At 58.6% G+C, this 23827-nt stretch carries 25 protein-coding genes and 1 pseudogene; 16 read left to right on the top strand and 10 right to left on the bottom strand.

The genetic code is table 11. The features are described from left to right. Positions 1 to 8 precede the first annotated feature (8 nt). Positions 9 to 869, top strand: a complete 861-nt coding sequence (locus ASC74_RS11550) for an efflux RND transporter periplasmic adaptor subunit (RefSeq protein WP_056741484.1) — start codon at positions 9 to 11, stop codon at positions 867 to 869. A 103-nt stretch (positions 870 to 972) separates the two neighbouring features. On the opposite strand, the gene ASC74_RS11545 is transcribed toward ASC74_RS11550, so the two are convergent. Continuing rightward, positions 973 to 1443, bottom strand: a complete 471-nt coding sequence (locus tag ASC74_RS11545) for a MaoC family dehydratase (RefSeq protein ID WP_046049496.1) — start codon at positions 1441 to 1443, stop codon at positions 973 to 975. Between the two features lie 40 nt (positions 1444 to 1483). Continuing rightward, a complete protein-coding gene (locus tag ASC74_RS11540) occupies positions 1484 to 2428 on the bottom strand; it encodes an alpha/beta hydrolase (protein ID WP_056741483.1) in 945 nt (314 codons plus the stop codon). A gap of 242 nt (positions 2429 to 2670) precedes the next feature. Between ASC74_RS11540 and fadD2 the strand changes: the two genes are divergently transcribed. Beyond that, positions 2671 to 4359, top strand: coding sequence for a long-chain-fatty-acid--CoA ligase FadD2 (gene fadD2 / locus ASC74_RS11535; protein WP_056741482.1), 1689 nt, complete (start codon positions 2671 to 2673; stop codon positions 4357 to 4359). A gap of 352 nt (positions 4360 to 4711) precedes the next feature. After that, positions 4712 to 6412: a long-chain-fatty-acid--CoA ligase FadD1 gene (fadD1, locus tag ASC74_RS11530; RefSeq protein WP_056741481.1), complete on the top strand. Its 1701-nt coding sequence runs from the start codon at positions 4712 to 4714 to the stop codon at positions 6410 to 6412. A gap of 123 nt (positions 6413 to 6535) precedes the next feature. Here fadD1 and ASC74_RS11525 read toward each other — a convergent pair whose 3' ends face one another. After that, positions 6536 to 6913, bottom strand: coding sequence for a hypothetical protein (locus ASC74_RS11525; RefSeq protein WP_033056806.1), 378 nt, complete (start codon positions 6911 to 6913; stop codon positions 6536 to 6538). 199 nt (positions 6914 to 7112) lie between these two features. On the opposite strand from ASC74_RS11525, the gene ASC74_RS11520 reads away from it, so the two are divergent. From ASC74_RS11520 to def, 3 genes are all read left to right on the top strand, one after another. Then, a complete protein-coding gene (locus tag ASC74_RS11520; protein ID WP_056741480.1) occupies positions 7113 to 7304 on the top strand; it encodes a CsbD family protein in 192 nt (63 codons plus the stop codon). Positions 7305 to 7475: 171 nt separating this feature from the next. After that, positions 7476 to 8438 carry a YihY/virulence factor BrkB family protein gene (locus ASC74_RS11515; protein ID WP_056741479.1) on the top strand — a complete coding sequence of 321 codons (963 nt, stop codon included), beginning with the start codon at positions 7476 to 7478 and terminating at the stop codon, positions 8436 to 8438. Further along, positions 8435 to 8974, top strand: coding sequence for a peptide deformylase (gene def / locus ASC74_RS11510; RefSeq protein WP_056741478.1), 540 nt, complete (start codon positions 8435 to 8437; stop codon positions 8972 to 8974). The genes ASC74_RS11515 and def overlap by 4 nt, the downstream gene beginning before the upstream one ends. Positions 8975 to 8986: 12 nt before the next feature. On the opposite strand, the gene ASC74_RS11505 is transcribed toward def, so the two are convergent. Continuing rightward, positions 8987 to 9403 carry a GNAT family N-acetyltransferase gene (locus ASC74_RS11505; RefSeq protein ID WP_056741477.1) on the bottom strand — a complete coding sequence of 139 codons (417 nt, stop codon included), beginning with the start codon at positions 9401 to 9403 and terminating at the stop codon, positions 8987 to 8989. A 335-nt stretch (positions 9404 to 9738) separates the two neighbouring features. Here ASC74_RS11505 and ASC74_RS11500 point away from each other — a divergent pair, with 335 nt between their 5' ends. The 4 genes from ASC74_RS11500 to ASC74_RS11485 all read left to right on the top strand — a co-directional run bounded on the left by ASC74_RS11500 (position 9739) and on the right by ASC74_RS11485 (position 13258). Beyond that, positions 9739 to 10680 carry a fatty acid desaturase gene (locus ASC74_RS11500; RefSeq protein ID WP_056741476.1) on the top strand — a complete coding sequence of 314 codons (942 nt, stop codon included), beginning with the start codon at positions 9739 to 9741 and terminating at the stop codon, positions 10678 to 10680. A gap of 8 nt (positions 10681 to 10688) precedes the next feature. Further along, positions 10689 to 11480, top strand: coding sequence for a phosphate/phosphite/phosphonate ABC transporter substrate-binding protein (locus tag ASC74_RS11495; protein WP_056741475.1), 792 nt, complete (start codon positions 10689 to 10691; stop codon positions 11478 to 11480). 225 nt (positions 11481 to 11705) lie between these two features. Further along, complete coding sequence (locus ASC74_RS11490) at positions 11706 to 12248, top strand: sigma-70 family RNA polymerase sigma factor (protein WP_056741474.1); 543 nt, start codon at positions 11706 to 11708, stop codon at positions 12246 to 12248. Continuing rightward, positions 12245 to 13258, top strand: a complete 1014-nt coding sequence (locus ASC74_RS11485) for an ABC transporter substrate-binding protein (protein WP_056741473.1) — start codon at positions 12245 to 12247, stop codon at positions 13256 to 13258. Before ASC74_RS11490 ends, ASC74_RS11485 begins: the two co-directional genes overlap by 4 nt. A 112-nt stretch (positions 13259 to 13370) precedes the next feature. Here ASC74_RS11485 and gstA read toward each other — a convergent pair whose 3' ends face one another. Further along, positions 13371 to 13973, bottom strand: a complete 603-nt coding sequence (gene gstA, locus ASC74_RS11480; protein ID WP_056741472.1) for a glutathione transferase GstA — start codon at positions 13971 to 13973, stop codon at positions 13371 to 13373. Positions 13974 to 14072: 99 nt separating this feature from the next. On the opposite strand from gstA, the gene ASC74_RS11475 reads away from it, so the two are divergent. The 3 genes and pseudogenes from ASC74_RS11475 to ASC74_RS32645 all read left to right on the top strand — a co-directional run bounded on the left by ASC74_RS11475 (position 14073) and on the right by ASC74_RS32645 (position 16682). After that, positions 14073 to 14945, top strand: coding sequence for a LysR family transcriptional regulator (locus ASC74_RS11475; RefSeq protein WP_056741471.1), 873 nt, complete (start codon positions 14073 to 14075; stop codon positions 14943 to 14945). A 417-nt stretch (positions 14946 to 15362) separates the two neighbouring features. Next, positions 15363 to 16139 (top strand): annotated as a pseudogene (locus ASC74_RS32650) (PAS domain-containing protein); the annotation flags it as partial. 84 nt (positions 16140 to 16223) lie between these two features. Further along, positions 16224 to 16682, top strand: a complete 459-nt coding sequence (locus ASC74_RS32645; protein WP_442965775.1) for a methyl-accepting chemotaxis protein — start codon at positions 16224 to 16226, stop codon at positions 16680 to 16682. A gap of 216 nt (positions 16683 to 16898) precedes the next feature. On the opposite strand, the gene ASC74_RS11465 is transcribed toward ASC74_RS32645, so the two are convergent. The 4 genes from ASC74_RS11465 to ASC74_RS11450 all read right to left on the bottom strand — a co-directional run bounded on the left by ASC74_RS11465 (position 16899) and on the right by ASC74_RS11450 (position 19537). Continuing rightward, a complete protein-coding gene (locus tag ASC74_RS11465; protein ID WP_056741493.1) occupies positions 16899 to 17456 on the bottom strand; it encodes a hypothetical protein in 558 nt (185 codons plus the stop codon). A gap of 179 nt (positions 17457 to 17635) precedes the next feature. Next, positions 17636 to 18376, bottom strand: a complete 741-nt coding sequence (locus ASC74_RS11460) for an NAD-dependent epimerase/dehydratase family protein (protein ID WP_056741469.1) — start codon at positions 18374 to 18376, stop codon at positions 17636 to 17638. Positions 18377 to 18416: 40 nt separating this feature from the next. After that, positions 18417 to 19049 (bottom strand): glutathione S-transferase family protein, encoded by a 633-nt coding sequence (locus tag ASC74_RS11455; RefSeq protein WP_056741468.1) that lies wholly within the window; start codon positions 19047 to 19049, stop codon positions 18417 to 18419. Between the two features lie 56 nt (positions 19050 to 19105). Further along, on the bottom strand, positions 19106 to 19537 hold the full coding sequence (locus ASC74_RS11450) for a PACE efflux transporter (RefSeq protein ID WP_056741467.1): 432 nt from the start codon (positions 19535 to 19537) through the stop codon (positions 19106 to 19108). A gap of 120 nt (positions 19538 to 19657) precedes the next feature. Here ASC74_RS11450 and ASC74_RS11445 point away from each other — a divergent pair, with 120 nt between their 5' ends. Next, positions 19658 to 20530 carry a LysR family transcriptional regulator gene (locus ASC74_RS11445; RefSeq protein WP_056741466.1) on the top strand — a complete coding sequence of 291 codons (873 nt, stop codon included), beginning with the start codon at positions 19658 to 19660 and terminating at the stop codon, positions 20528 to 20530. Positions 20531 to 20552: 22 nt separating this feature from the next. Here the strand turns inward: ASC74_RS11445 and ASC74_RS11440 are convergent, their stop codons facing one another. Further along, a complete protein-coding gene (locus tag ASC74_RS11440; protein WP_056741465.1) occupies positions 20553 to 21584 on the bottom strand; it encodes a LacI family DNA-binding transcriptional regulator in 1032 nt (343 codons plus the stop codon). A 213-nt stretch (positions 21585 to 21797) separates the two neighbouring features. On the opposite strand from ASC74_RS11440, the gene ASC74_RS11435 reads away from it, so the two are divergent. Beyond that, positions 21798 to 22331, top strand: a complete 534-nt coding sequence (locus ASC74_RS11435; RefSeq protein WP_046049516.1) for a gluconokinase — start codon at positions 21798 to 21800, stop codon at positions 22329 to 22331. Positions 22332 to 22413: 82 nt separating this feature from the next. Next, entirely contained in the window at positions 22414 to 23766 is a 1353-nt protein-coding gene (locus ASC74_RS11430) for a GntP family permease (RefSeq protein ID WP_056741464.1), read from the top strand. Positions 23767 to 23827: the final 61 nt, after the last annotated feature.

Genomic DNA, 23827 nt, shown 5'->3' with positions numbered 1-23827 from the left:
AGTTGAAAATGCGTACACCGATACGTGTCGCGGTGACCTTGTGCCTGGTGGCGGTGGCGATTTTTGCCGGCTTCCATTTATGGCAGTACTACATGCTCACGCCTTGGACTCGGGATGCGCGGATCCGCGCCGACGTGGTGGTCATCGCCCCGGACGTCTCGGGTTGGGTGCGTGAACTCAAGGCTTTTGATAACCAGCAGGTCAAGGCCGGCGATTTATTGCTGAGCATTGATCGCGACCGTTTCGAAGCGGCGCTGGAGAAAGCCCAGGCGGTGGTGCAGACCCGTCAGCAGCAACTCAATCTGCGCGAACGCGAAGCCAGTCGCCGCGCAGCCCTCGGTCCGCAGGCAATCAGTGCCGAGCTGCGTGAAAACGCACAGATCAACGCTGGCATTGCCCGTGGTGAACTGCGCGAAGCCCAGGCCGAAGCCAAGGTTGCAGAACTCAATCTCGCGCGCAGTCAGGTCCATGCGCCGCGCAATGGTCACATCACCAACCTGCGTCTGGCTGAAGGCAATTACGTGAATGCCGGGCAATCGGTGATGGCGTTGATCGACGATTCGACTTTCTATGTGCAGGCGTATTTCGAGGAAACCAAACTGCCACGGATTCGTGTTGGCGATCCGGTGAAGGTCTGGTTGATGAGCGCGGGGGAGGCGTTGCAGGGGCATGTGGAAAGCATCAGTCGCGGGATTACCGATCGCAATACCACGCCGGATGGGCAGTTGCTGGCAGAGGTCGAGCCGACATTTAACTGGGTGAGGTTGGCGCAGAGGATTCCGGTAAGGATCAAGATTGATCAGTTGCCGGAAGGGATGAATTTGAGTTCGGGGATGACGGCGAGTGTGCAGGTGCAGGAAGGGCCGTAAGATCAAAAGATCGCAGCCTCGTTTCACTCGACAGCTCCTACAGGTATATGGCAAACCCTGTAGGAGCTGTCGAGTGAAACGAGGCTGCGATCTCTTGAGGCAATCAGCCGATGCTGATTGCCGGCAGCTTGGGCAACGTCACGGTCTGTTGCTTACGCGGCGCCAGAATCTCCGCCTCGCCATCCACTACCAATTCATCGCGCTGGTTAAACACGCGAGTGGCAATCCGCACACGAAACTTCGGCAGCTTCTCGAGAATCTCCAGACGCACGGTCAGCGTGTCGCCAATCTTCACCGGCTTCTGAAAGCTCATTTGCTGACCGATATAGATAGTCCCCGGCCCAGGCAGCTCGCAGGCAACGGCAGCGCTGATCAGCGCACCGCTGAACATGCCGTGAGCGATGCGCTCCTTGAACATGGTGCCGGCGGCGAATTCAGCGTCCAGGTGCACCGGGTTGTGGTCGCCGGACATCGCGGCGAACAACTGAATGTCGCGCTCTTCGACCGTCTTGCTGTAGCTGGCGGTCTGGCCGACTTCAAGGGCTTCGTAAGGGGTGTTGGTAACCTGGGTCATCTGTTTCAATTCCTGTCACGAATAAATAAATTCAAAAAAACTATTCCGATCTGGGTGGTCGACGGTGGCTCAGCGCCTGGGCGATCCAGCTCAACACGTCATTGATCACTTCATCGCGGTTGCTCTCGTTGAACAGTTCATGCCGTGCCTGCGGGTAAATAGTCAGTTGCAGGCTCTGGCTGCCGGCAGCGCGCAGCGCATGGGCCAGATCTTTCAGACGCTTGCCTTCGCTCACCGGATCACATTCACCGCCGATGACCAGCAACGGCAGGCCCGGATCAATCTGAGCGAGATTGGACGCTTTGCTGATTTGCTGCAACCCACCGAGTAAATCGATCCACAGCTGATTGGTGCAGCGAAAGCCGCAGAGCGGGTCGTTGGCGTACAGGTCGACCTCCGCCGGATCGCGGCTAAGCCAGTCGAACTTAGTGCGCGCCGGTTTGAATTTTTTGTTGAACGAACCGAACGACAGCCATTCGATCAGCGCACTGCGACCCTTCGGGCCCTGGCGCAAACGTTCCAACCGCGCAATCTGCCGCGCCGCGCGATAAAGCGCCACCGGTTGGAAGTTCGAACCGCTGAGAACGGCCCCGTGCAGGCTGGCGCTGTGGTGCAGCAGATAAGCCTGGGCGATGTAACTGCCCATGCTGTGACCGAGTAGCACGATCGGCGCGCCGGGATGTTGTTGTCCGATGTGCTGGTTGAGGCTCGCCAGGTCGCCGACCACCTTGCACCAACCGTCATCGTCGGCGAAATGGCCCAGTGTCCCGTTTTCGGCAGTTTTGCCATGTCCACGCAGGTCCGGCGCATACACACCGTAGCCCTGATCACAGAGTTTTTCCGCCAGACGGGCGTAGCGGCCACTGTGTTCCGCCATGCCATGGGCCAACAGAATCACTGCTTTTAAAGGCGCGGCGGGCAGCCACTGGTTGACGAAGAGGCGGCTGCGGTCACTCGCGGTCAGCCAGAAAGTGTCGTGGATCATGGCGGTTCCTTTGCGCTTGGTCGTTGCATTGTATAGCGCATCCATAGCGTGCCGTCTGATCAGGCCACGCCGTGGCAGCAAGATTCACACGATCAATGTCGACCGTGCGCATATTTGCCTGATTCGCCATAGCTGCTAGTGTCCGTGAAGCTCCGTTTTTCGCTTTTTCTGCTTTTTGAGGGATAAGAGAGGAAGGACAGAAAAGCGGCCCCGGATAGGTTCAGGTAAAGAGGACAAGAATAATGCAACCTGATTTCTGGAATGACAAACGCCCGGCCGGCGTGCCCCTGGACATCGATCAAGGGGCCTATAAGTCGGTGATCGAGGTGTTCGAGCGTTCCTGCAAGAAATTTGCTGACCGCCCGGCATTCAGCAACATGGGCGTCACCCTGACCTACGCCGAACTGGAACGCTACAGCGCAGCGTTCGCCGGTTACCTGCAAGCCCACACCGACCTGGTGCCGGGGGATCGCATTGCGGTGCAGATGCCCAACGTCCTGCATTACCCGATTGCCGTGTTCGGAGCCTTGCGCGCCGGGCTGATCGTGGTCAACACCAACCCGCTGTACACCGCGCGGGAGATGCGTCATCAGTTCAAGGACTCCGGTGCCCGGGCGCTGGTCTACCTGAACATGTTCGGGGCCAAAGTCCAGGAAGTGCTGCCCGACACCGACATCCAGTACCTGATCGAAGCGAAGATGGGCGACCTGATGCCCGCCGCCAAGGGCTGGCTGGTCAATACGATGGTGAGCAAGGTCAAGAAGATGGTCCCGGCGTACTCCTTGCCGCAGGCCATTTCCTTCAAGAGCGCGCTGCGCCTGGGCCGGGGGCTGGGCATCAAGCCGCTGAAGATCCGGCTCGACGACATCGCCGTGCTGCAATACACCGGCGGCACTACCGGCCTGGCCAAGGGCGCGATGCTGACCCACGGCAATCTGGTGGCCAACATGCAGCAAGTGCGGGCGTGCCTGGAGCAGTTTGGCAATGACGGCCAGCCGCTGTTGCGCGAAGGGCAAGAGGTTATGGTCGCGCCGCTGCCGCTGTACCACATCTATGCGTTCACGGCGAATTGCATGTGCATGATGGTGTCGGGCAACCACAACGTGCTGATCACCAATCCGCGAGACATCAAGGGCTTCATCAAGGAGCTGAAGAACTGGCGGTTCTCGGCGCTGCTGGGGCTCAACACCCTGTTCGTCGCGCTGATGGACCATCCGGACTTCAAGACCCTGGATTTCTCCAGCCTCAAACTCACCAACTCCGGCGGCACCGCGCTGGTCAAGGCCACGGCCGAGCGCTGGGAACAGCTCACCGGTTGCCGCATCACCGAAGGTTACGGCCTGACCGAAACCTCGCCGGTGGCCTGCACCAACCCGTACGGCGACAAGTCGCGGCTCGGTACAGTCGGCCTGCCGGTGCCGGGCACCACGCTGAAAGTCATCAACGATGAAGGCGTCGAGCAGGCGCTGGGCGAGCGCGGCGAACTGTGCATCAAGGGCCCGCAGATCATGAAGGGCTACTGGCAGAAACCCGAAGCCACCGCCGAAGTGCTGGATGCCGAAGGCTGGTTCAAGTCGGGCGACATCGCGGTGATCGACCCAGACGGATTTGTGCGCATCGTCGATCGCAAGAAAGACATGATCATCGTTTCGGGTTTCAACGTGTACCCGAACGAGATCGAAGACGTGGTGATGGCTCACCCGAAAGTCGCCAACTGTGCGGTGATCGGTGTGCCGGACGAGCGTTCGGGGGAGGCGGTGAAGCTGTTTGTGGTGGCCCGTGAAACGGGTGTCAGCCTTGAAGAGCTGAAGGCCTATTGCAAGGAAAACTTCACGGCGTACAAAGTGCCCAAGCACATCGTCTTGCGTGAGTCGTTACCGATGACGCCGGTGGGCAAGATATTGCGGCGGGAGTTGCGTGATATCGCCTGATCGTTGAATGGCCGCGCTTCGCACGGATCGCGAGCAGGCTCGCTCCCACAAGGTTCTCGGTGATCCTGTGGGAGCGAGCCTGCTCGCGATTTTTTTTGGAAAGCCCCGAATTCAGGGGCTTTCAGCGACATATAGGTTTATTGCTCTAAAATGACCGCTTGTTATTCTTGAGTCATTAAAGTGACTGTAGAGGCTGCTTTTGGCTCTGGTCGGCCCTTGGCAAAGCTGCTACTCTCGGCGCGCTTTGTGACTTCTCGGCCTTGTTAAAAGCCAGACTCACCAATAATCAAACACCAATAATAATCGCATCAAATGCGGTATTTGAATTCGCGTTGCTGAGGAGTGGGCTTCCATGATCGAAGACTTTTGGAAGGATAAGTACCCTGCCGGGATTGCTGCCGACATCAATCCGGACGAGTATCCGAATATTCAGGCGGTGTTGAAGCAGTCCTGCCAACGCTTTGCCGACAAACCGGCATTCAGCAACCTGGGCAAGACAATCACCTACGGTGAACTGTACGAATTGTCCGGTGCCTTTGCCGCCTACCTGCAACAGCATACCGACTTGCAGCCGGGCGATCGAATCGCCGTGCAGCTGCCCAACGTGTTGCAGTACCCGGTCGCCGTCTTCGGTGCCATCCGCGCCGGGCTGATCGTGGTCAACACCAACCCGCTGTACACCGCGCGGGAAATGGAACACCAATTCAACGACTCCGGTGCCAAAGCCCTGGTCTGCCTGGCCAACATGGCCCACCTGGCCCAGCTCGTCGTGCCGAAAACCGGCGTCAAGCACGTGATCGTCACCGAAGTGGCCGACCTGCTGCCGCCGCTCAAGCGCCTGCTGGTCAACAGCGTCATCAAGTACGTGAAGAAGATGGTCCCGGCGTATCACTTGCCCAAGGCCATCAAGTTCAACGACGTACTGCGCAAGGGCCACGGCCAGCCAGTGGCTGAAGCCAACCCGGCCAGCAGCGACGTTGCCGTGCTGCAATACACCGGCGGCACCACCGGCGTGGCCAAAGGCGCGATGCTGACCCACCGCAACCTGGTGGCGAACATGCTGCAGTGCAAGGCGCTGATGGGTTCCAACCTCAATGAAGGTTGTGAGGTCCTGATCACGCCGCTGCCGCTGTACCACATCTATGCTTTCACCTTTCATTGCATGGCGATGATGCTGATCGGCAACCACAACATCCTGATCAGCAACCCGCGCGATTTGACGGCGATGGTCAAGGAACTGTCGAAGTGGAAGTTCAGCGGTTTCGTCGGGCTCAACACGCTGTTCGTCGCCCTGTGCAACAACGAAGGCTTCCGCAAGCTGGACTTCTCGGCGCTGAAAGTCACCCTGTCCGGTGGCATGGCCCTGCAACTGGCCGCGGCCGAGCGTTGGAAAGCGGTCACCGGTTGCGCCATCTGTGAAGGTTACGGCATGACCGAAACCAGTCCGGTGGCCACCGTCAATCCAATCCAGAACATCCAGATCGGCACCATCGGTATTCCGGTTCCGTCGACCCTGTGCAAAGTCATCGACGACGCCGGCGTTGAACAGCCGTTGGGCGATATCGGCGAGCTGTGCGTGAAAGGTCCGCAAGTGATGAAGGGTTACTGGCAGCGTCAGGACGCCACCGATGAAATCCTCGACAGCGAAGGTTGGTTGAAGACCGGTGACATCGCGCTGATCCAGCCTGACGGTTACATGCGCATTGTCGATCGCAAGAAAGACATGATTCTGGTCTCCGGTTTCAACGTGTACCCGAACGAACTGGAAGACGTGCTCGCGACCCTGCCGGGCGTGCTGCAATGCGCAGCCATCGGCGTGCCGGACGAGAAGTCGGGTGAGGCGATCAAGATCTTCATCGTCGCCAAACCGGGCGTGACGCTGACCAAGGAACAGGTGATGGAGCACATGCGCGCCAACGTCACTGGCTACAAGGTTCCGCGCTCCGTGGAGTTCCGCGACGCGCTGCCGACCACCAACGTCGGCAAGATCCTGCGCCGCGAGCTGCGCGATGAAGAGCTGAAGAAGCTCGGCGTCAAAAAGGTAAGCGCGTAACAAACAAAAGCCCCGCAATGCGGGGCTTTTTGTTGAAGATCAAAAGATCGCAGCCTGCGGCAGCTCCTACGGGGTGTACACCAATTCCATGTAGGAGCTGCCGAAGGCTGCGATCTTTTGCTTTTAAAGGCGGAACTGCGCGAAATTGACGTTGGTACCCGCCGGGCGCATGTCCTGGAGGTACGAGTCCTTGTCTGCGCTCAATTCCAGGCTCAAGGCTGCTTTACGCTTGCCTTCATTGCGCACCACCAGACCTTCGAGCTTCTCCCGAAGGAATACCGTCGGTACTTTCAGGTGCAGCAGTTCGTCGGTATCCGGGGTGTGCATCAGCAGGTGAACCCACTCGTACTGACCAATGGCCAGACGCGCGACCGGAATATCGAACCACCAGATGTTGCGATTGCGGTTCAATTCGGTGAAATGGCAGTTGTTGACGCCAAGCACAGCACCGCCAAGTTCCTGGTTTCTGCGGGCAATGGCCTGCTTTTTATCGAGTTTCATAACATTCCTACGGGATTGGATCTTCAGCGCCATGGCCTGAATACGTTGCGCATTCTCGGGGGTTGGTCGGCAAACATAAAGCCCAACCTGCACTGAACGATGAAATGTCGCCGGGAAAATAAATGAAACTCCGTGCAAACGCCTTCGGTCAACCTTGTGTAACGACTTTCCCCGTTGAATGGTTCACAGGAGAAACACCATGAGCAGCACTGGCGATAAAGTAAAAGGCATGGCCAACGAAGCCGCCGGCAACGTCAAGCAAGGCGTCGGCAAGGCTACCGGTAACGACAAAATGCGCACCGAAGGCGTCGCTCAGGAAAGGAAAGGCGAAGCCCAGCAAGCGGTCGGCAAAGCCAAGGATGCTCTTAAAAAAGGCATCGACAAGGCGTGATCAGGCCTTTGATGAGCAACAGAAACGGCCATCCGCAGATGGCCGTTTTTGTGTCAGCCTGAACTTGCACAAGGAAATTGTTTCAAACTCGCCAAGTAGGCTACTTTGATGTAGAAAACGGCCCCTGAGTCGCCACGACTTCGAGCAAATTTGCGGCGAAAGGAGACGCTAATGTTTTTCCCACACATGAAAGGTCAGCGCCTGCACCGTGTCATGGTGCGCACGATCACCGAGTTCGTCGACGACGAGATGTCGACCTATGCCTCGGCGTTGGCCTACCAGATGCTGTTTTCGCTGTTCCCCTTCATTCTGTTCCTGATCGCCCTGATCGGTTTCCTGCACCTGCCGGACTTCTTCTCCTGGCTGCGCCTGCAATCGGAACTGGTCCTGCCGCCCCAGGCGCTGGAACAGGTGAACCCGGTCATCGACCAGCTCCAGCAATCCAAGGGTGGCTTGCTGTCGGTCGGTATCGTGATTGCCCTGTGGACCGCGTCCGCCGGTGTGCGGCTGATGATGAGCGCGATGAACGCCGCCTACGACGTGGTCGAAGGCCGGCCAGCGTGGAAGCGTTTTCCGCTGTCGATTTTCTACACCATCGGCATCGCCGGCATGCTGCTGGCGGCCGCTGCGCTGATGGTGCTCGGGCCGCAGGTGATGGAATGGATCGCCTCGCAAGTCGGCCTTGAAGAAATCATCGTGACCCTTTGGACCATCGTGCGTTGGCCGGTGGTCGTGATTCTGTTGATGATGGCGGTCGCGCTGATTTATTACGTCATGCCCGACGTCAAACAAGAGTTTCGCTTCATCACCCCGGGTGCGGTGTTGTCCGTGGTGGTCTGGATCATCGCTTCGCTGGGCTTCGGTTTCTACGTCAAAACCTTCGCCAACTACAACGCCATGTATGGCAGTATCGGCGCGATCATCGTGTTGCTGCTGTACTTCTATATTTCCGCGGCAGTGCTGTTGCTCGGCGCGGAAATGAACGCGGTGATCGAGCACATGTCGCGCGAGGGAAAAGACCCTGGCGAGAAGGTCCCAGGCGAGCACGGCCCCGGCCATGAAGAAAAACACCACGTGTCGGGACTGGGTCGGGACCACTCGATCAAGCCGACCACTGACGAAGTCATCAAATGATCCGTGAAATTCTGAAAATGGGCGACGAGCGCCTGCTGCGCATTGCCCCGCCGGTACCCGCCGAAATGTTCAACAGCCCGGAGCTGTGGCAACTGATCGACGACATGTTCCAGACCATGGAAAGCGTCGGCGGAGTCGGCCTGGCTGCGCCGCAGATTGGCGTCGACCTGCAACTGGTGATCTTCGGCTTCGAGCACAGCGAACGCTACCCGGACGCCGAAGCGGTGCCGCAGACGATTCTGATCAACCCGCTGATCACACCGTTGAGCCCGACGCTGGAAGAGGGTTTCGAAGGCTGCCTGTCGGTGCCCGACCTGCGTGGCGCGGTGGATCGCTATCAGCACATTCGGTACGAAGGGTTTGATCCAAAAGGCCAGCCGATTGTGCGCATTGCTTCAGGCTTCCACGCTCGGGTAGTGCAGCATGAATGCGATCACCTGATCGGCCGGTTATACCCGTCGCGCATCAGTGACTTCAGCAAGTTCGGGTTTACCGAAGTGATGTTCCCGGATCTCGATCCTGCTGCAGACGACTGACGCCTTCCTGAATCATCCAGAGGCTTCCAGACCCATGGCGATCATCGGTTTACTGCGCGCATAACGGCTCAAGCGTTCCGCCATGGCGTAGGGCAATGGCGGGTCGAAGGTAAAACCACGACGTTCATAAAACCCGCGCAAGTCCGGATGACAAAACAGCCACACCGGGCCTTCAAGATCCTTGAGCGCCTCGGCGATCAACGCCGCAGCGATGCCCTGTTTACGGCAGGCCGGATCGACAAACAAACCCGTCAGCCAATGCCCGTCCGCCACCGGTCGCAAACACAGTGCGCCAATGATCTCCTCGCGCCGGGCCACCCAGAGTTGAGCGTCGCGGACCGCTTTCATCGACGATTGGTGAGCGCGATAAAACTTGTTCATCAAGGGCCATAAAGGCTCGGCGAGCAAGGTGTATTGGGTGTTGGGCATGGTCTTCGACTGTCGGTGCGCAAAGCGGGCGATTATAAAAGAACGCGCGCTCAGCGATAGGTGTATACCTGATCTCACATCCCGTATGAGTGGAGTACGTATCATGGCCAAAGGCATGGATTCAAAAAAAGCGGCAAAGAAGAAACCGGCAAAAACCGCCGATGAAAAGCGCGCGGACAAGAAGGCCAAGAAGGTGGATGTGTTCGGTCATTGATCCCGTGACAAGGGAGCCCGGCCTCGGGCTCCCGCTGCTTCTGATGTAATAACCAAATAATCTGCAAGAAAACCCTGAGCCATTGCACAGAAGGGGATTGGTCCCCGATCTGAGCAACGCCATGCCCCATTACTTCGATACCGCCCATCGTGAAGAAATCGAAACCCTGCGCCAACGCCTGACCGCGCGCACCGAGTGGCCGACCTGGTTGCTGCTGATCGGTGTGTACGTCGGCTGGTTCGGCATCGTGCTCGCCAGTGGCTGGTTGGGGCTCTGGTGGAGCACTGTGCTGTTGATTCCATTGGTGGTGCTCTGGTTATCGGTGCAGCATGAATTGCTTCACGGGCATCCGACCCGTTGGACATTTCTCAATAAAGTCCTCGGCTACGCGCCGTTCGCCGTCTGGTATCCCTACACCCTGTATCGCGATAGCCATTTGCTGCATCACCGCGACGAAGACCTGACCCTTCCGGGGCGCGATCCGGAAAGCCGTTACCTGAGCACCGAGCAATGGCAGGACAGCTCACTGTTCGAACAAGGCCTGCACTGGCTGAACAAAACCGTGCTCGGACGCTTCGCCCTCGGTGCACCGCTGGCCTTGCTGGCGCTGGCCCGGGAAGAACTGCAACGTCTAAAAGCAGGTGAGCGACAGGCCTGGTTGATGTGGTTCAGCCACGGCACCTTGGCCCTGCTGATGTTGCTGTTTATCGCCCGCTACAGCGTGTTGCCGGTGTGGCATTACCTGTTGCTGATCAGTGTGCCGGCGCTATCGATTGCCATGATTCGCTCCTACTATGAACACCGTCCCCACGCCGAGCCCGAGCAAAGGACGGTCATCAATGAAGCCGCCTGGCCGTGGCGCTGGCTGTTCCTCAACCTCAATCTGCATTTGGTGCATCACGACTTGCCGGGGCTGCCCTGGTACGACTTGCCCCGCGCCTACCACGCGCGTCGCGAGCAATGGCTGGCGCGCAGCGGCGGGTTTCTGGTGCAGGGTTATGGCCAGTTGTGGCGTCAGCATGGGGTGAAGGCTATCGACAGCCCTCGGCATCCGTTCAGTTGAGAAATCCAATGACTTCAGCCTACGCAGAACTTTTGATGTACGTCGCCCCCGAGCCGATCCGCGAGGCCAACGAGCGCTGGCTGACGCGAATGCTCGAGCGAGTGGGTGCTAGCCGCCGCAACGCCGAGAGCCTTTCGCTGATGGACCTCTGGCTGTCCCCGCACTTGCTGCTGACCCAAACCTGCGGCTACCCGCTGATGACCGCGTTGCGCGGTCGGGTCCGGGTCATCGGTCGTCCTCGTTATGAACTGCCGGACGCCAATGGTGGCAACCATTGCAGCCTGTTGTTGAGTCGCGTCGATGATCCACGGCGCGGCCTGCCAGCCTTTCGCGACAGTCGTGGGGTGATCAATGGCGAAGACTCCAACAGCGGCATGAACCTGCTGCGTCACCGATTGGCGCCGTTGCATCGAGACGGGCAGTTCTTCGCCAGTGTCGGTATCAGCGGCAGCCACCGAGAAAGCCTGCGTTGGTTGCGTGAGGAGATGGCGGACCTGGCGGCCATCGACAGCGTCACCTTCGCCTATCTGGCGCGGCACGCCGAAGAAGAAGTGGCTGGCCTGCGGGTCATTGCGCGAAGTGCGTTCAGTCCGACCTTGCCGTATATCACCGCCGCGACCGTCACCGATGAACAAGCTGAAGAGCTGCGGCAGGTGATGAACACGACGTTGCAGGAATTGCCCGAAGTCAGCGAAATCCTCGGTCTGCAAGAGGTTCTGCCGGCCAGCGAAAGCGACTATCAAATCGTTCTCGACTATCAGCAAGAGGCCGAAGCGCTGGGGTATGGGCGATTGCGGTAGGCGGTGTGACAAGATCGCAGCCTCGTTTCACTCGACAGCTGCTACAGGAAATCGGTGTGCATCTGTAGCAGCTGTCGAGTGAAACGAGGCTGCGTTCTTTTGATGTTTAATTTCATAATGGAATATAAAAATTCTTTTTAAGTATTATTAATGAATAAGGCTCCTTGCTAGGATCGCGTCACCGGATCACCGGACATTCAGCGACCCCTAACCCTTGGAGCCTCTATGTCCGGCACCGACCTTTCCCATCGCAACGACGTGGGCGGATTATTCCGCGCGCATTACCCCTGGCTGTGCGCACGGTTGCGCCGGCATCTGGGCGCCAGTTCCAGCGTCGAAGACATCGCTGCCGAAACCTTTTTACAGCTGCTCGAATCGCCGGGGCTGACCCCGATCCGCGAGCCTCGTGCCTTGCTCACCACCATTGCCCAGCGCTTGATCTATCAGCTCTGGCACCGCCGTGACCTGGAACGCCAGCACCTCGATCAGTTGCAACACATGGATCAACAGCAAGCGATCTCGCCCGAAGATCGGGTGCAACTGACCCAGGCCTTGCATGGCCTCGACCGTACGCTTGAGCGCTTGCCGGGCAAGGTTCGGGCAACCTTCCTGTTGTCGCGAATCGACGGTCTGACCTACCCGCAAATCGCCGCCGAACTGGGCATTTCCCAACGTTCGGTCAGCGTTTACATGACGCGTACCCAAGCCCTGTGTGCCCGGCACAGCGCCAACCAATCCTTGAATTCCCTGACCCGGAGGTCCGCATGAGATCGATCAAAACCCTGCTCGGCAGTTCACTGCTGGCCCTGAGCCTTGTGGCAACTCACGTTCCCGCGGCAGAAAAAACCGCGCCGATCCACTTCGGTGACATCACCTGGGAAAGCGGCAGCCTCATCACCGAAATCCTGCGCTTGATTGTCGAGAAAGGTTACGGCTACCCGACAGATACCTTGCCGGGCAGCACCGTCAGCCTCGAAGCGGCGTTGGCCAAGAACGATATTCAAGTGATCGGCGAAGAGTGGGCCGGGCGCAGTCCGGCGTGGGTCAAAGCCGCCTCGGAAGGCAAAGTGTTTGGGCTGGGTGACACAGTCAAAGGCGCCACCGAAGGCTGGTGGGTGCCGGAATACGTGATCAAGGGCGACCCTGAACGCGGCATCAAACCTCTGGCACCGGAGCTGAAATCCGTCGCCGACCTGGCGCGCTACAAGGACGTGTTCCGCGATCCGGAAGACCCAAGCCGTGGGCGCTTCCTCAACAGTCCGACCGGCTGGACCTCGGAGATCGTCAACAGTCAAAAACTCAAGGCCTATGACCTGACCGACAGCTTCGTCAACTTCCGCACGGGTTCTGGCGCCGCACTGGATGCCGAGGTGGCTTCGTCGATCCGTCGTGGCAAACCGGTGCTGTTCTACTACTGGTCGCCGACGCCGCTGTTGGGGCGTTTCAAACTGGTGAAACTCGACGAGCCGGCGTTCGACGCCGAAGCCTGGAAGACCTTGGCCGACGCCAACAACCCGAATCCAAAGGGCACGCGCTCGATGCCGGCAAGCCTGGCGATTGGGGTGTCCGCGCCGTTCAAGGCGCAGTACCCGGACCTGGTGGCGTTCTTCGAAAAGGTCGACCTGCCGATCGATCTGCTGAACCACACGCTCGGCCAGATGAGCGAAAAACGCCTGCAACCGCGTCAGGTGGCCGAATCGTTTTTGCGTGATCAGCCGCAGGTGTGGCAGGGCTGGGTACCGGGTGAAGTGGCTACCAAAGTGACAGAGAATTTGTAGGTTCATCTGCGCCTGTTCCACCGCCATCGCGAGCAGGCTCGCTCCCACAGGGGATCTATGTCGTGACGAAAATCCAATGTGGGAGCGAGCCTGCTCGCGATGGTCTTGAGGCCTACACCAACTCCGCGGCCAACGCCTTCTTCACGGCCGACCGTTCATCAACCCTGGCTTGAAACCGCGCCAATGCCGGCCACTGGTTCAAATCAATGGCAAACAGCCGAGCCCAGCGCAACACCGTAAACAAATACGCATCGGCAATGCTGAACCCGTCAGCCATCAAATAATCCTGGCGCTCCAGCGTCTGACACAACACCGCAAACCGCTTGAACAGTTTCTCCTTGATCAGCACTTTGACCTCATCCGGGAACTGCAAACTGAACAACCAGCCCAGCCCGCCATGAATCTCGGTCGAGATGAAATTCAGCCATTCCTGCAACCGTACCCGCTCGAACGTACCGTTCGCTGCCGCCAGGTTTGCCTCGGGTCGCAGGTCTGCCAGGTATTGCAGGATCGCCGGACCTTCGGTCAGCACTTGGCCATTGTCCAATTGCAGTGCCGCGACGTAGCCCTTTGGGTTGATGGCGAGGAAGTCGTCGCCGCTGGCGGTTCGCTTGGTGGTGTTGTCGACGCGGATCAATTCGAATGGCAGATCGAGTTCGCGCAGCACGATATGCGGCGCGAGCGAGCAGGCGTGTGGGGCGTAATACAACTTCATCGGCAGGGCTCTGGCTGGGGATTTGCGCCAGTGTCATAGTGCGCGGCACCCTCGGTAAAATTAATCTTTCAGAAAGCCGCCATAAGGAAAGCTACTGCCATGATGAATCTGATGCACTGGCGAATGGTGGTGGCCGTGGCTGACACGGGCAACATTACCCGGGCTGCCGAGCGGGTCGGCATGACCCAGTCCGGCGCCAGCCAGGCCTTGGCGTTGATCGAAGAAACCCTGGGCGTTCAACTGTTCAGTCGGGAGAATCGCCAGACCTTGCCGACGGCAATCGGCCTGTCTGTGATCGAACACGCGAGAACCATGCTCGGTGCTCTGGAAACCATTCGCAGTACTGTCGATTCCACCAAAGACATTCAGCGCGGGACGATTCGCCTGGCCAGTTTCCCCATGGTGCTGGCGACTTTTCTGCCACCGCTGCTGCGTCAGTTCAATCGGCTTTATCCCGGCATTCAGGTGGTCGCGCTGGAAGTCAGTGACGATGAAGTGGAAACGCTGCTCGGCGCCGGGCTGGTGGATGTCGGCGTGGTGTTGAACCCGGCGCCCGAGCGCAATGCCGGACGCCTGGGACGTGATGCCTGGATGGCGGTGGTGCCTGGTGGCCATCCCTTGGCTCGCCGTTCGAATGAAGAAGGCGTCTCCCTGGCCGAGTTGGCGGAACAACCTTTTGTACTGGCTACCGGCGGTTGTTCGACCAACGCTCGCAGCCTGGCAGAGGATGCCGGGCTGCAACTGCTTGATGTGCGGGTTGAGGTCCGTGAATGGAGCAGTGCGTTCACCCTGGTGCGGGAAAACATCGGCGTGACGCTGGTGCCGGAGATGACGCTGCCGAGCCAACTTCAGGGTCTGCGGGTAGTGCCGGTCAAACCGCGTATCGATCGCGAATTTGCCTTGGTGGCCGCTGCGACCAAGCCACCCTCGGCGGCGGTGCAGGCGTTGATGGGCATGCTCGCCGAGAAATGACGCATACCGATGCTGAACCGATTTTGTCCTCAATACTGGCCGACTAGTGGCCTTGCTTACGTGCCTCGCCTGTCTATGCTGACTCGTAACTAACTATGTCGGCCGCCATGTGAAGGCCGTCATACAGGTTAAAAGTGTGCGCAACCCAAGGCACCGACGCTGAACAACACGGAGCTGTCCGGTCAATGGAATGTCTTATCAGAACGTTAGGGCTGGCCCGATTCCGGGCTATCAAGAGAAGGATGTCTTGATAAGAGCGTTGCAGCATGGACTCTCCGATTAAACATCATTGATCACCTGACCAAGTCCTTCCTGTGGAGGGATGCGTGTGCCTGTTCCTTGGAACGTAGTGGTGGAACTGTTGAAAGACCAAAGAACTTTCATCAAACAAAAGACCGCGCTGAAGGTGATACGACTATGTTTAACCGACGTCATAAGACTGACCTGCTGGAAATCGAACGATTCAGTTGCGCGCTGACCGAGGCTAACGCGAAGTTGGCCGCGGTCAGCCGCTCGATGGCAATGATTGAGTTCACTCCCGAAGGGATCGTGCTCGATGCCAACGACAACTTTTGCACTGCCATGGGTTACAGCGCCGAAGAAGTGCGCGGTAAGCATCACCGGATCTTTTGCGAAGAAGCGTTTTATCGAAGCGAAGCCTACGCCAAGTTGTGGCGTGACCTGGCCCGTGGCGAACCGGTGAGCGGGACCTTTTTACGCTTGAACAGGAGCGGCAAGGAGGTCTGGCTCGAAGCCAGCTATATGCCGGTGCTCGGCGCTGATCGTCAGGTTCGGAGTGTGATCAAAGTCGCCACTGACATCTCAGCCAGGACCTACAAGGAACACGAAAACGAGAGCCTGCTCGCGGCGATCGGTCGTTCCATGGCCGTGATCGAATTCACTCCGGATGGCAAGGTCATCACCGCCAACGACAACTTCTTGAAGACGATGCATTACTCGCTCAACGAAGTGGTTGGCCAGCACCACAGCCTGTTTTGTCATCGTGCCGAAGCCGAATCTCAGGCCTACAAAGCGTTCTGGGCCTCGCTCAATCGCGGCGAATATCACTCGCACCGTTTCGAGCGCAAAGATAAGCACGGTCATACGGTTTTCCTGGAGGCCTCCTACAACCCGCTGTTCGACACCAAGGGTCGCTTGTACAAAGTGGTCAAGTTCGCCAGCGACATCACCCAGCAAGTCACCACCCTGCAAACCGCCGCGGAATCGGCCCACAGCACCTCGGTTCAAAACGACGCTTGTGCACAGAAAGGTTCTCAGGTGGTGCAGCAAACGGTGCAGACCATCCAGGACATTTCCAAAGACTTGAACGAAGCGGCGCTGAGCATTGATGCGGTGAGCAAGCAGTCGGACATCATCGGTACCATCGTCCAGACCATTCGTGGCATTGCCGATCAAACCAACCTGCTGGCACTCAACGCCGCGATCGAAGCGGCCCGGGCCGGGGAACACGGGCGCGGGTTCGCGGTAGTCGCCGATGAAGTTCGCAGCCTTGCGGCACGAACGAGCCAGGCAACGGTGGAGATCGTTGAAGTGGTGCGCAAGAACCACGATTTGTCATTGAGTGCGGTGTCGAGCATGCAGTCCAGTTTGAGTCGGACCGGGCTTGGGGTGGAACTGGCGAATGAGGCGGGAGCGGTGATTCTGGAGATTCAACAAGGGTCGCGGCATGTGGTGGATGCGATCAGTCAGTTCAACTCGACCTTGCAGATAAGTTGATAGCGGCACATTGAAAAAGGGTCCTTCAAAGGGTAATGCCGATCAGTTAAGCCAAAACGCGATCCGTAGCAGCTGGCGAAGCCTGCGTTCGGCTGCGAAGCAGTCGTGAAATCAGAAGATGCGGTGTTTCAGGAAGACCGCAAACTCAGGTTTTACGACTGCTGCGCAGCCGAACGCAGGCTTCGCCAGCTGCTACGGATTATATCGCCCGCACTGTTAAAGCGAAGCGAGGAACTTGTCGACCACCTGGCTGCTGCCTTTTTCGCTGCTGCTGCTGTTTTCTTTCTCGGCCTGCGCGAGTTTGATCTTGTCTTGCATGCGCTCGGCAATCTCTTTACCGATCGCCAGTTGTTTTTCCGGTGGCATGGCTTTTAGGTCATCTTCCGTCAGCCCCATCTCTTGCAAAATACTGTCGCGCAACCGCTGTTCCGGCGTTTTGCTCATGTACTCCTTGAAGGCGTCCGTGGCCGTTTCAACATCGGTCGGTAGTTGTGCGGACGAGGCTTGCAGTCCCACGCGGGTTTTGGCGAACGCCTCATCGACGTTGTCGCTGATCCGGGTCGCTTCGCTGACCTGTTGCGTAGCGATTTGGGTGGCGGAGTCCTGGACCTGCTTAGTGGTCTGCGCGGTTTGCGCCTGCACATTGTTTTGCAGGGCTTGCGTCATGGCGGCTTGCAGGCCGCCCTGAAGTCCGGCGGCAGCGTCCGTGATCGGTTCGTCGCCGGGACGCTTGGGGAGGGGCGCCACCAGGTTTTGTTTTGCACTGACCAACATGATGAATAGACCTTGTAGGTATTTGCGGTGCAGTGCTTTCAGCAAATAGTGTGCCTTGTTAAAAAATATCAATAAAAACAATTAGTTGGGTTTTTAAGGCTCGGCGAGTGACGAAGGATTGAGGTCAACCTTTGCCGCCAGGCGGCAGAGGTCGATCGCACGGTGGATCAGCGATGGGCTTATGGAGCAATCGGGATATCGAACGTCTGAAACGCATCATCCACCGGTCGGTAACCCAACACCCGCATGGTTTCGCTGAGGTCCAGGCGCTTGAAGCGGTTGTTGGAAATGCCGTGGGCGATCAGGTGTTGCACGCCTTCGACCTCCACCGAACGCTGCAGCAACTGCACCGCATCGCGTGGGCTCAGCCAGGCGCTCAGGTCTCGGGCATTGGTCAGTTCATGACGGTCCGGGAATTCGAAAGCGCCGATCCGTATCGCGATGGTCGAGAGGTTGCGTTTGGCAGCATAGAACGCACACAACGCTTCGCCATAACACTTGCTGACGCCATACAGATTGGCCGGCATGACCTGCATGCCCGAGGTGATCTGCCGGTCCACCGGATAGCCTTCGATGGTTTGCGCACTGCTGGCGAACACCAGTCGTTTGCAGCCAGCTGCAGCCGCGGCTTCGAACAGGTAAGTGGTGGCCAGAATGTTATTGGGCAGCAGCTCATTGAAAGTGGCAGTGGCGTGAGGAATGCCGGCCAGGTGCACGATGACGTCGATCCCTTGCAATACTTCGCCCATTGCCGCGGGGTCGGACAGGTCCAGGCTGACGAAACGGTGAGGCGCATCGACCGCAAAGTCGGGCTCGATGCGATCCGTCAGGACGAAGGTGTAGCGGTCTTTTGAGGCTTCGAAAAAGGTTTTGCCGATTCTGCCGCAGGCACCGGTCAGCAGTACGTTGAGTCCGTTCATGAGTCTCTCTTTTCAGGGTAGGAGCGTTGCGGGTTTGGCGTTATGGCAGGCCGTTGCAGCCATGTTTCAGAAATCCCGGGCGTTGTGCCAACCGTTGGAAATACTCGTCGATGGCCGGGTAGTCGGGACGCTCCATCGGTGTCATCAGCCAGCGGTTGATCGACAGCCCGATGACGATGTCCGCCAGCGTGAAGTGCGGCCCGGCGACATACGCTTTGGTGGCCGCGAGCTGATGCTCGAGGATGCCCATTTTCTGATTCCAGCCGTGTACACCAGCGGCAATGTGATGCGGGTCCTGGAACTCCGGATCTTTGCGTACCAACGCCGTGAACGCGTAGCTCCAGGAGGCATTGAGTTCGGTGGCTTGCCAATCCATCCACTGCTCTACCCGAGCGCGTGCCGCCGGTTCGTGGGGTAGCAGATCGGTGTTGTGGTGTTTACCGGCCAGATAGCGGCAGATGGTGTTGGACTCCCACAGCACGCCGGCCTCATCGATGATCACCGGCACCAGTGCGTTGGGATTGAGCCTGAGAAACTCCGGTGTGTGGGTCGACGCATAACCGCCGCCCCAGTCTTCACGTTCGTAGGCAACACCCAGTTCCTCACAGGTCCACAGGACTTTTCTGACGTTGATGGACGAGGCTTTACCCAGAATCTTCAGTGCATGTTCCATTGAGCTACTCCGTTAGCGATTCGACGCTTCAGGAATCTAACAGACATTCAGCGTTTTCAAACCGGGTCCGGCAGCGCCGAAGTTGGCAAACCAAACGAGCGATCAAACAGCCAGTTGAAGGCGAAGGTGTAGCACGGGATGAAAATGATCAGCGCCGCGTCCAGCAGGAAGGCTTGCACAAGGCTGATGTTCATCCACCAGGCGATCAACGGGATGAGGAACACTATCAAGGTTAGTTGAAAACCCACGGCATGGGCGATGCGCCGTTTAACGGTGCGGGTGCGCGAAGGCTGACGGCTTTCCCAGCGCTCGAACAGGGTGGTGTAGATGAAGTTCCAGGTCACCGCGATGGTGGTGATGATCACTGCCAACGGGCCAGTGCTGCCGGGCGAGGTGCCGGACAACAACGCCAGACCCAGGGCCGAGAAGGTCATGCCGATGACTTCGTAAAGGGATACGTAGAGCAGTTTTCGTTTAACGCCTTGCATGGGAATTTGCCTCTTTCTGCCAACTTGAAGCCAGGAGCACTGGCGAAGGAGGCGAAAGATAGCTTCAATAGGGCTGACAGAAAAAGTCAGTAGCTTTCAGTTTTATTGATAGGACGAGGAATGAATTTCAACAGTGACAGCATCGAGTTGTTCCTCGCGGTGATCGAGCGTGGCTCGTTTTCCGCTGCAGCTCGGGCGCTGGGGAAAGTGCCGTCGGCGGTGAGCATGGGCATCGCCAACCTGGAAGCCGAACTCGGTTATCCACTGTTCGACCGCAGCCATCGCGAACCGGTGCCGACGGCGATGGCCAGCGCATTGGTGCCTCACGCGCGATTGATCGCCGAGCAGCTCAAACAGCTGCAAGTGCATGCGGTCGAGTTGTCGCTGGGGCTGGAAAGCAAGTTGTCGATCGGGGTCGTGGCGGACATCGACAAGGGCCGCGTGATGGCGGCGATCAAGGTCATCGCCGAGCGTCATCCGTTACTGGAAATCGAAATGCTCAGCGCGCCGCAGGATGATGTGCTGGCGATGCTCCATAGCGGCCGGGTCAGCGTTTGCCTGGCGTTCGCCGGGCTGAGCATGAACGTGCTGGAGCGGTTCCAGTTCGTTGGCACCGAACGGATGATCGCCACGCTGGCGGCGGACAATCCGCTGTTTCAGGGCAAGAATTTGTTCCTGGAAGACTTGGTCCACGTACGGCAAATCATCGTCGCCAGCCGCGACCTGCCGATCAGCGAAACCCGGCCACTGGTGGCCGAGTCTTACTGGCGCACCGACACGTTGGCTATGGCGCTGGAAATGGTCGAGGCCGGATTGGGCTGGGGCAATTTTCCGCTGTCGGTGGTCCAGCCGTTGCTGGATGCTGGAAGGCTCAAGCGCCTGAGCTTCCGCAACATCGAGAACGGGTTGGTGCTGCCGGTGCATGCGGTGTGGCTCAAGAGCCAGCCATTGCAGAAAGGGGCGTTGGCGTTTGTGGAATTGATGGAGCGTTGACTAGTGATGATCCCACAGGGGGTTATGTGCTTTCCCGGATTTTTAGTTCAAACCCCATGTCCTGCACCGGTTTCGCAACCGTATTGCCAGCCATCAACGTCAACATCTGCTCCGCCGCGCGGCGGCCGATGGCTTCTCGCGGGGTGCTGATGCTGCTCAGGCGCGGGACCATGTGGGCCGAGGCCGGCAGGTCGTTGAAGCCGAGGATCGCCACTTGTTCGGGGATCTTGATCCCGCAGCGCATGGCTTCGAGCAGTGCGCCCTGGGCCAGGTCGTCGTTGCCGAAGAAGATCGCATCGACATCGGGATGAGTGGCGAGCAGTTGCAGGAACAGTTCGCCACCAAGGCCGACGGAGGAAGAGCGAGGTGTCAGCACTTCCAGGTCCGGGTCATACAACCCTGCCTTTTGCAGAGCTTTGCGGAAACCTTCGCCGCGCAGCAACGTGCGTTGATCCAGTTGCGCGCCGATGTAGGCCAGACGCTTACGACCGCGCGACAGCAAATGCCCGGCCGCTGTTTCGCCAGCCGCGAGTTGCGAAAAACCCACGCAATTGAGGCCGGCTGCGCTGTCCAGTTCCATCATGTACACGCAGGGAATGTTGCTGGCCTCGATCATCCGGCGCGAGCTTTCGGTGCGGTCGAAACCGGTCAGCAGCAAACCGCGAGGCTGATACGCCATGTAGTTGCGCAGCAGGTTTTCTTCTTCATCACGTGAGTAATGGAAGTTCCCGATCAGCACTTCGAAGCCTTTTGGGCGCAAAACCTGATGAATGGCTTCCAGTGTGTCGATGAACAATAAGTTGGACAGCGACGGCACTAAAACCACCACCGAATGGCTCTGGGCCGAGGCTAACGCGCGGGCGGCGGGGTTGACCACGTAGTTGAGGTCGAGGGCCGCTTTCTGGACTTTTTCCACCAGTTCGGTGGCCACCGTGCTGACCCCGCGCAGGGCGCGAGAGGCGGTGATCGGGCTGACACCGGCCAGGCGTGCGACTTCGTTCAAAGTGGGGCGGCCAGTGGTGCGCGTATTTTTATCGTTTTTAGGGGAGATCATCGGACGGCTTGCCAAACAAAATTCGAGGCACTAAGGTAGCGCTGTCTCGACGCAGCTGCAAATGCGTGAGCGGGGTTTGCCTGATCCCCGTTTTTTGGCGTTGGGAACGAACATGCTGCAACCCACAAAAATGACAAGAAGGCGTCGGCAACTTCTGCTTTTTCTGGTGTCATAACTGGCAAAGGTAGCGCTGTCTGCGCGCTGAGGTGTTACATGAATCATCCCATCACCGCCCTGGTCATCATGGGCGTTGCCGGTTGCGGCAAGACTTGCGTCAGCGAGGCCTTGTGCCAACTCAGCGGCGCGACCGCCATTGAAGGCGACACTTTCCACCCTGCCGCCAATATCGAAAAGATGAGCGCGGGTATCCCCCTGAACGACGACGACCGTGCCGGCTGGCTCGACAGCCTGTGCGATGAATTGCGCCGCATCGACGCCAAGGGCGAACGCCCGGTGCTGACCTGCTCGGCCCTCAAACACATTTACCGTGAACGTCTGCGCAGCGCCTTGCCGGGCCTGGGCTTCGTGTTCCTGGAGCTGACCCCTGAAGTCGCCGCTGATCGTGTCTCCCATCGGCCGGGCCACTTCATGCCGTCGACGTTGATCGACAGCCAGTTCGCCACCCTTGAATCGCCCGTTGGCGAGCCCCTGACCCTGGCTCTGGACGCTTCGAACCACAGCGTCGACCAATTGGCGAAGCAAGCTCATGACTGGTGGCAGGCTCATGGCCTGAAACACGCCGTATGAGTTTTGCCCGAAAAGATAGCGCTGTCCTGTTGGCTTGCGAATTACCCGCTTTAATAACAACAACAACCAGGAGACACCCCTAATGTTTGGCATGTCCCACGAGACGTTCCTGCTGCTCGATGCAGTGGTCACGGTGATCGGGCTTATCGTCCTGATTACCAAGTTCAAGCTTCACCCGTTCATTGCCCTGATCATCGCCGCCGCCTTTCTCGGACTGACCTCCGGCATGCCGATCGGCACCATCATCAAGGCGTTCCAGGACGGCTTCGGTGGGGTGCTTGGTTTCGTCGGGATCATCCTCGCGCTGGGCACGATGCTCGGCAAAATGATGGCCGAGTCGGGCGGGGCGGATCAGATTGCCCAAACCCTGATTCGCGCGTTCGGCAAGGACAAGGTGCAGTGGGCGATGATGTTCGCGGCCTTCCTGGTCGGCATTCCGCTGTTCTTCGAAATCGGCTTCGTGCTGCTGATCCCGCTGGTGTTCATCGTGGCCCGGCGTACCGGCGTGTCGATCATCAAGATCGGTATCCCGCTGCTGGCCGGTCTGTCCGCCGTGCACGGTCTGGTTCCGCCGCACCCGGGTCCGTTGCTGGCCATCGGCGTATTCGGTGCCGACATTGGTAAAACCATTCTGTACGGCCTGATCGTTGCGCTGCCGACGGCCATCATCGCCGGCCCGATCTACGGCACGTTCATTGCCAAGTACATTCCGGGTCATCCTAACCAGGAGCTGGTCGATCAACTGGCTCGCGAACCAGAGGCGGCTGAGCTGCCGAGCTTCAGCATCACCCTGATCACCGTGCTGTTGCCGGTGTTCCTGATGTTGCTCAAGACCTTTGCCGACGTGGTGCTGCCGGAAGGCAATTTCTTCCGCTCGTTCATGGACCTGATCGGTCACCCGATCTCGGCGCTGCTGCTGGCGTTGCTGCTGTCGCTGTACACCTTCGGGCACCGTCAGGGCATGGGCTCGAACAAGATCCTCAAGTTGCTCGACGCGAGTCTTGCGCCGACCGCCGCGATCATTCTGATCATCGGTGCCGGTGGTGGCTTCAAGCAGATGCTGGTGACCAGCGGCGTGGGTGACGTGATCGGCCACATGGCGGTGAACGCACAGATCTCGCCGATCCTGCTGGCCTGGCTGGTGGCGGCGGTGATCCGTATCGCGACCGGTTCGGCGACCGTGGCGACCATTACTGGCGCAGGCATTGTGGTGCCGGTGGTGGGGATGATTCCGGGTGTGAACCGTGAGCTGCTGGTGCTGGCCACCGGTGCCGGTTCGCTGATCCTGTCGCACGTTAACGACGCCGGTTTCTGGCTGGTGAAGCAGTACTTCAACATGACCGTGGCGGAAACCTTCAAGACCTGGACCGCGATGGAAACCATCCTGTCCGTGGTGGGCCTGGGCTTCATCCTGCTGTTGTCGTTGTTCGTCTAAGCACACCGCAAAACCAAATGTGGGAGCGGGCTTGCTCGCGAAGGGGACATAACATTCAAAG

It is taken from the genome of Pseudomonas sp. Root329 (assembly GCF_001424925.1).
GTDB lineage: Bacteria > Pseudomonadota > Gammaproteobacteria > Pseudomonadales > Pseudomonadaceae > Aquipseudomonas > Aquipseudomonas arabinosi.
This window is presented reverse-complemented; position numbering and strand designations above follow the sequence as displayed.

What these genes read in the sequence shown, in the direction of transcription:
- ASC74_RS11550 (WP_056741484.1), top strand. Translation starts at nt 9, where the DNA reads ATGCGTACACCGATACGTGTCGCGGTGACCTTGTGCCTGGTGGCGGTG.
- ASC74_RS11545 (WP_046049496.1), bottom strand. Translation starts at nt 1,443, where the DNA reads ATGACCCAGGTTACCAACACCCCTTACGAAGCCCTTGAAGTCGGCCAG.
- ASC74_RS11540 (WP_056741483.1), bottom strand. Translation starts at nt 2,428, where the DNA reads ATGATCCACGACACTTTCTGGCTGACCGCGAGTGACCGCAGCCGCCTC.
- fadD2 (WP_056741482.1), top strand. Translation starts at nt 2,671, where the DNA reads ATGCAACCTGATTTCTGGAATGACAAACGCCCGGCCGGCGTGCCCCTG.
- fadD1 (WP_056741481.1), top strand. Translation starts at nt 4,712, where the DNA reads ATGATCGAAGACTTTTGGAAGGATAAGTACCCTGCCGGGATTGCTGCC.
- ASC74_RS11525 (WP_033056806.1), bottom strand. Translation starts at nt 6,913, where the DNA reads ATGAAACTCGATAAAAAGCAGGCCATTGCCCGCAGAAACCAGGAACTT.
- ASC74_RS11520 (WP_056741480.1), top strand. Translation starts at nt 7,113, where the DNA reads ATGAGCAGCACTGGCGATAAAGTAAAAGGCATGGCCAACGAAGCCGCC.
- ASC74_RS11515 (WP_056741479.1), top strand. Translation starts at nt 7,476, where the DNA reads ATGTTTTTCCCACACATGAAAGGTCAGCGCCTGCACCGTGTCATGGTG.
- def (WP_056741478.1), top strand. Translation starts at nt 8,435, where the DNA reads ATGATCCGTGAAATTCTGAAAATGGGCGACGAGCGCCTGCTGCGCATT.
- ASC74_RS11505 (WP_056741477.1), bottom strand. Translation starts at nt 9,403, where the DNA reads ATGCCCAACACCCAATACACCTTGCTCGCCGAGCCTTTATGGCCCTTG.
- ASC74_RS11500 (WP_056741476.1), top strand. Translation starts at nt 9,739, where the DNA reads ATGCCCCATTACTTCGATACCGCCCATCGTGAAGAAATCGAAACCCTG.
- ASC74_RS11495 (WP_056741475.1), top strand. Translation starts at nt 10,689, where the DNA reads ATGACTTCAGCCTACGCAGAACTTTTGATGTACGTCGCCCCCGAGCCG.
- ASC74_RS11490 (WP_056741474.1), top strand. Translation starts at nt 11,706, where the DNA reads ATGTCCGGCACCGACCTTTCCCATCGCAACGACGTGGGCGGATTATTC.
- ASC74_RS11485 (WP_056741473.1), top strand. Translation starts at nt 12,245, where the DNA reads ATGAGATCGATCAAAACCCTGCTCGGCAGTTCACTGCTGGCCCTGAGC.
- gstA (WP_056741472.1), bottom strand. Translation starts at nt 13,973, where the DNA reads ATGAAGTTGTATTACGCCCCACACGCCTGCTCGCTCGCGCCGCATATC.
- ASC74_RS11475 (WP_056741471.1), top strand. Translation starts at nt 14,073, where the DNA reads ATGATGAATCTGATGCACTGGCGAATGGTGGTGGCCGTGGCTGACACG.
- ASC74_RS11465 (WP_056741493.1), bottom strand. Translation starts at nt 17,456, where the DNA reads ATGTTGGTCAGTGCAAAACAAAACCTGGTGGCGCCCCTCCCCAAGCGT.
- ASC74_RS11460 (WP_056741469.1), bottom strand. Translation starts at nt 18,376, where the DNA reads ATGAACGGACTCAACGTACTGCTGACCGGTGCCTGCGGCAGAATCGGC.
- ASC74_RS11455 (WP_056741468.1), bottom strand. Translation starts at nt 19,049, where the DNA reads ATGGAACATGCACTGAAGATTCTGGGTAAAGCCTCGTCCATCAACGTC.
- ASC74_RS11450 (WP_056741467.1), bottom strand. Translation starts at nt 19,537, where the DNA reads ATGCAAGGCGTTAAACGAAAACTGCTCTACGTATCCCTTTACGAAGTC.
- ASC74_RS11445 (WP_056741466.1), top strand. Translation starts at nt 19,658, where the DNA reads ATGAATTTCAACAGTGACAGCATCGAGTTGTTCCTCGCGGTGATCGAG.
- ASC74_RS11440 (WP_056741465.1), bottom strand. Translation starts at nt 21,584, where the DNA reads ATGATCTCCCCTAAAAACGATAAAAATACGCGCACCACTGGCCGCCCC.
- ASC74_RS11435 (WP_046049516.1), top strand. Translation starts at nt 21,798, where the DNA reads ATGAATCATCCCATCACCGCCCTGGTCATCATGGGCGTTGCCGGTTGC.
- ASC74_RS11430 (WP_056741464.1), top strand. Translation starts at nt 22,414, where the DNA reads ATGTTTGGCATGTCCCACGAGACGTTCCTGCTGCTCGATGCAGTGGTC.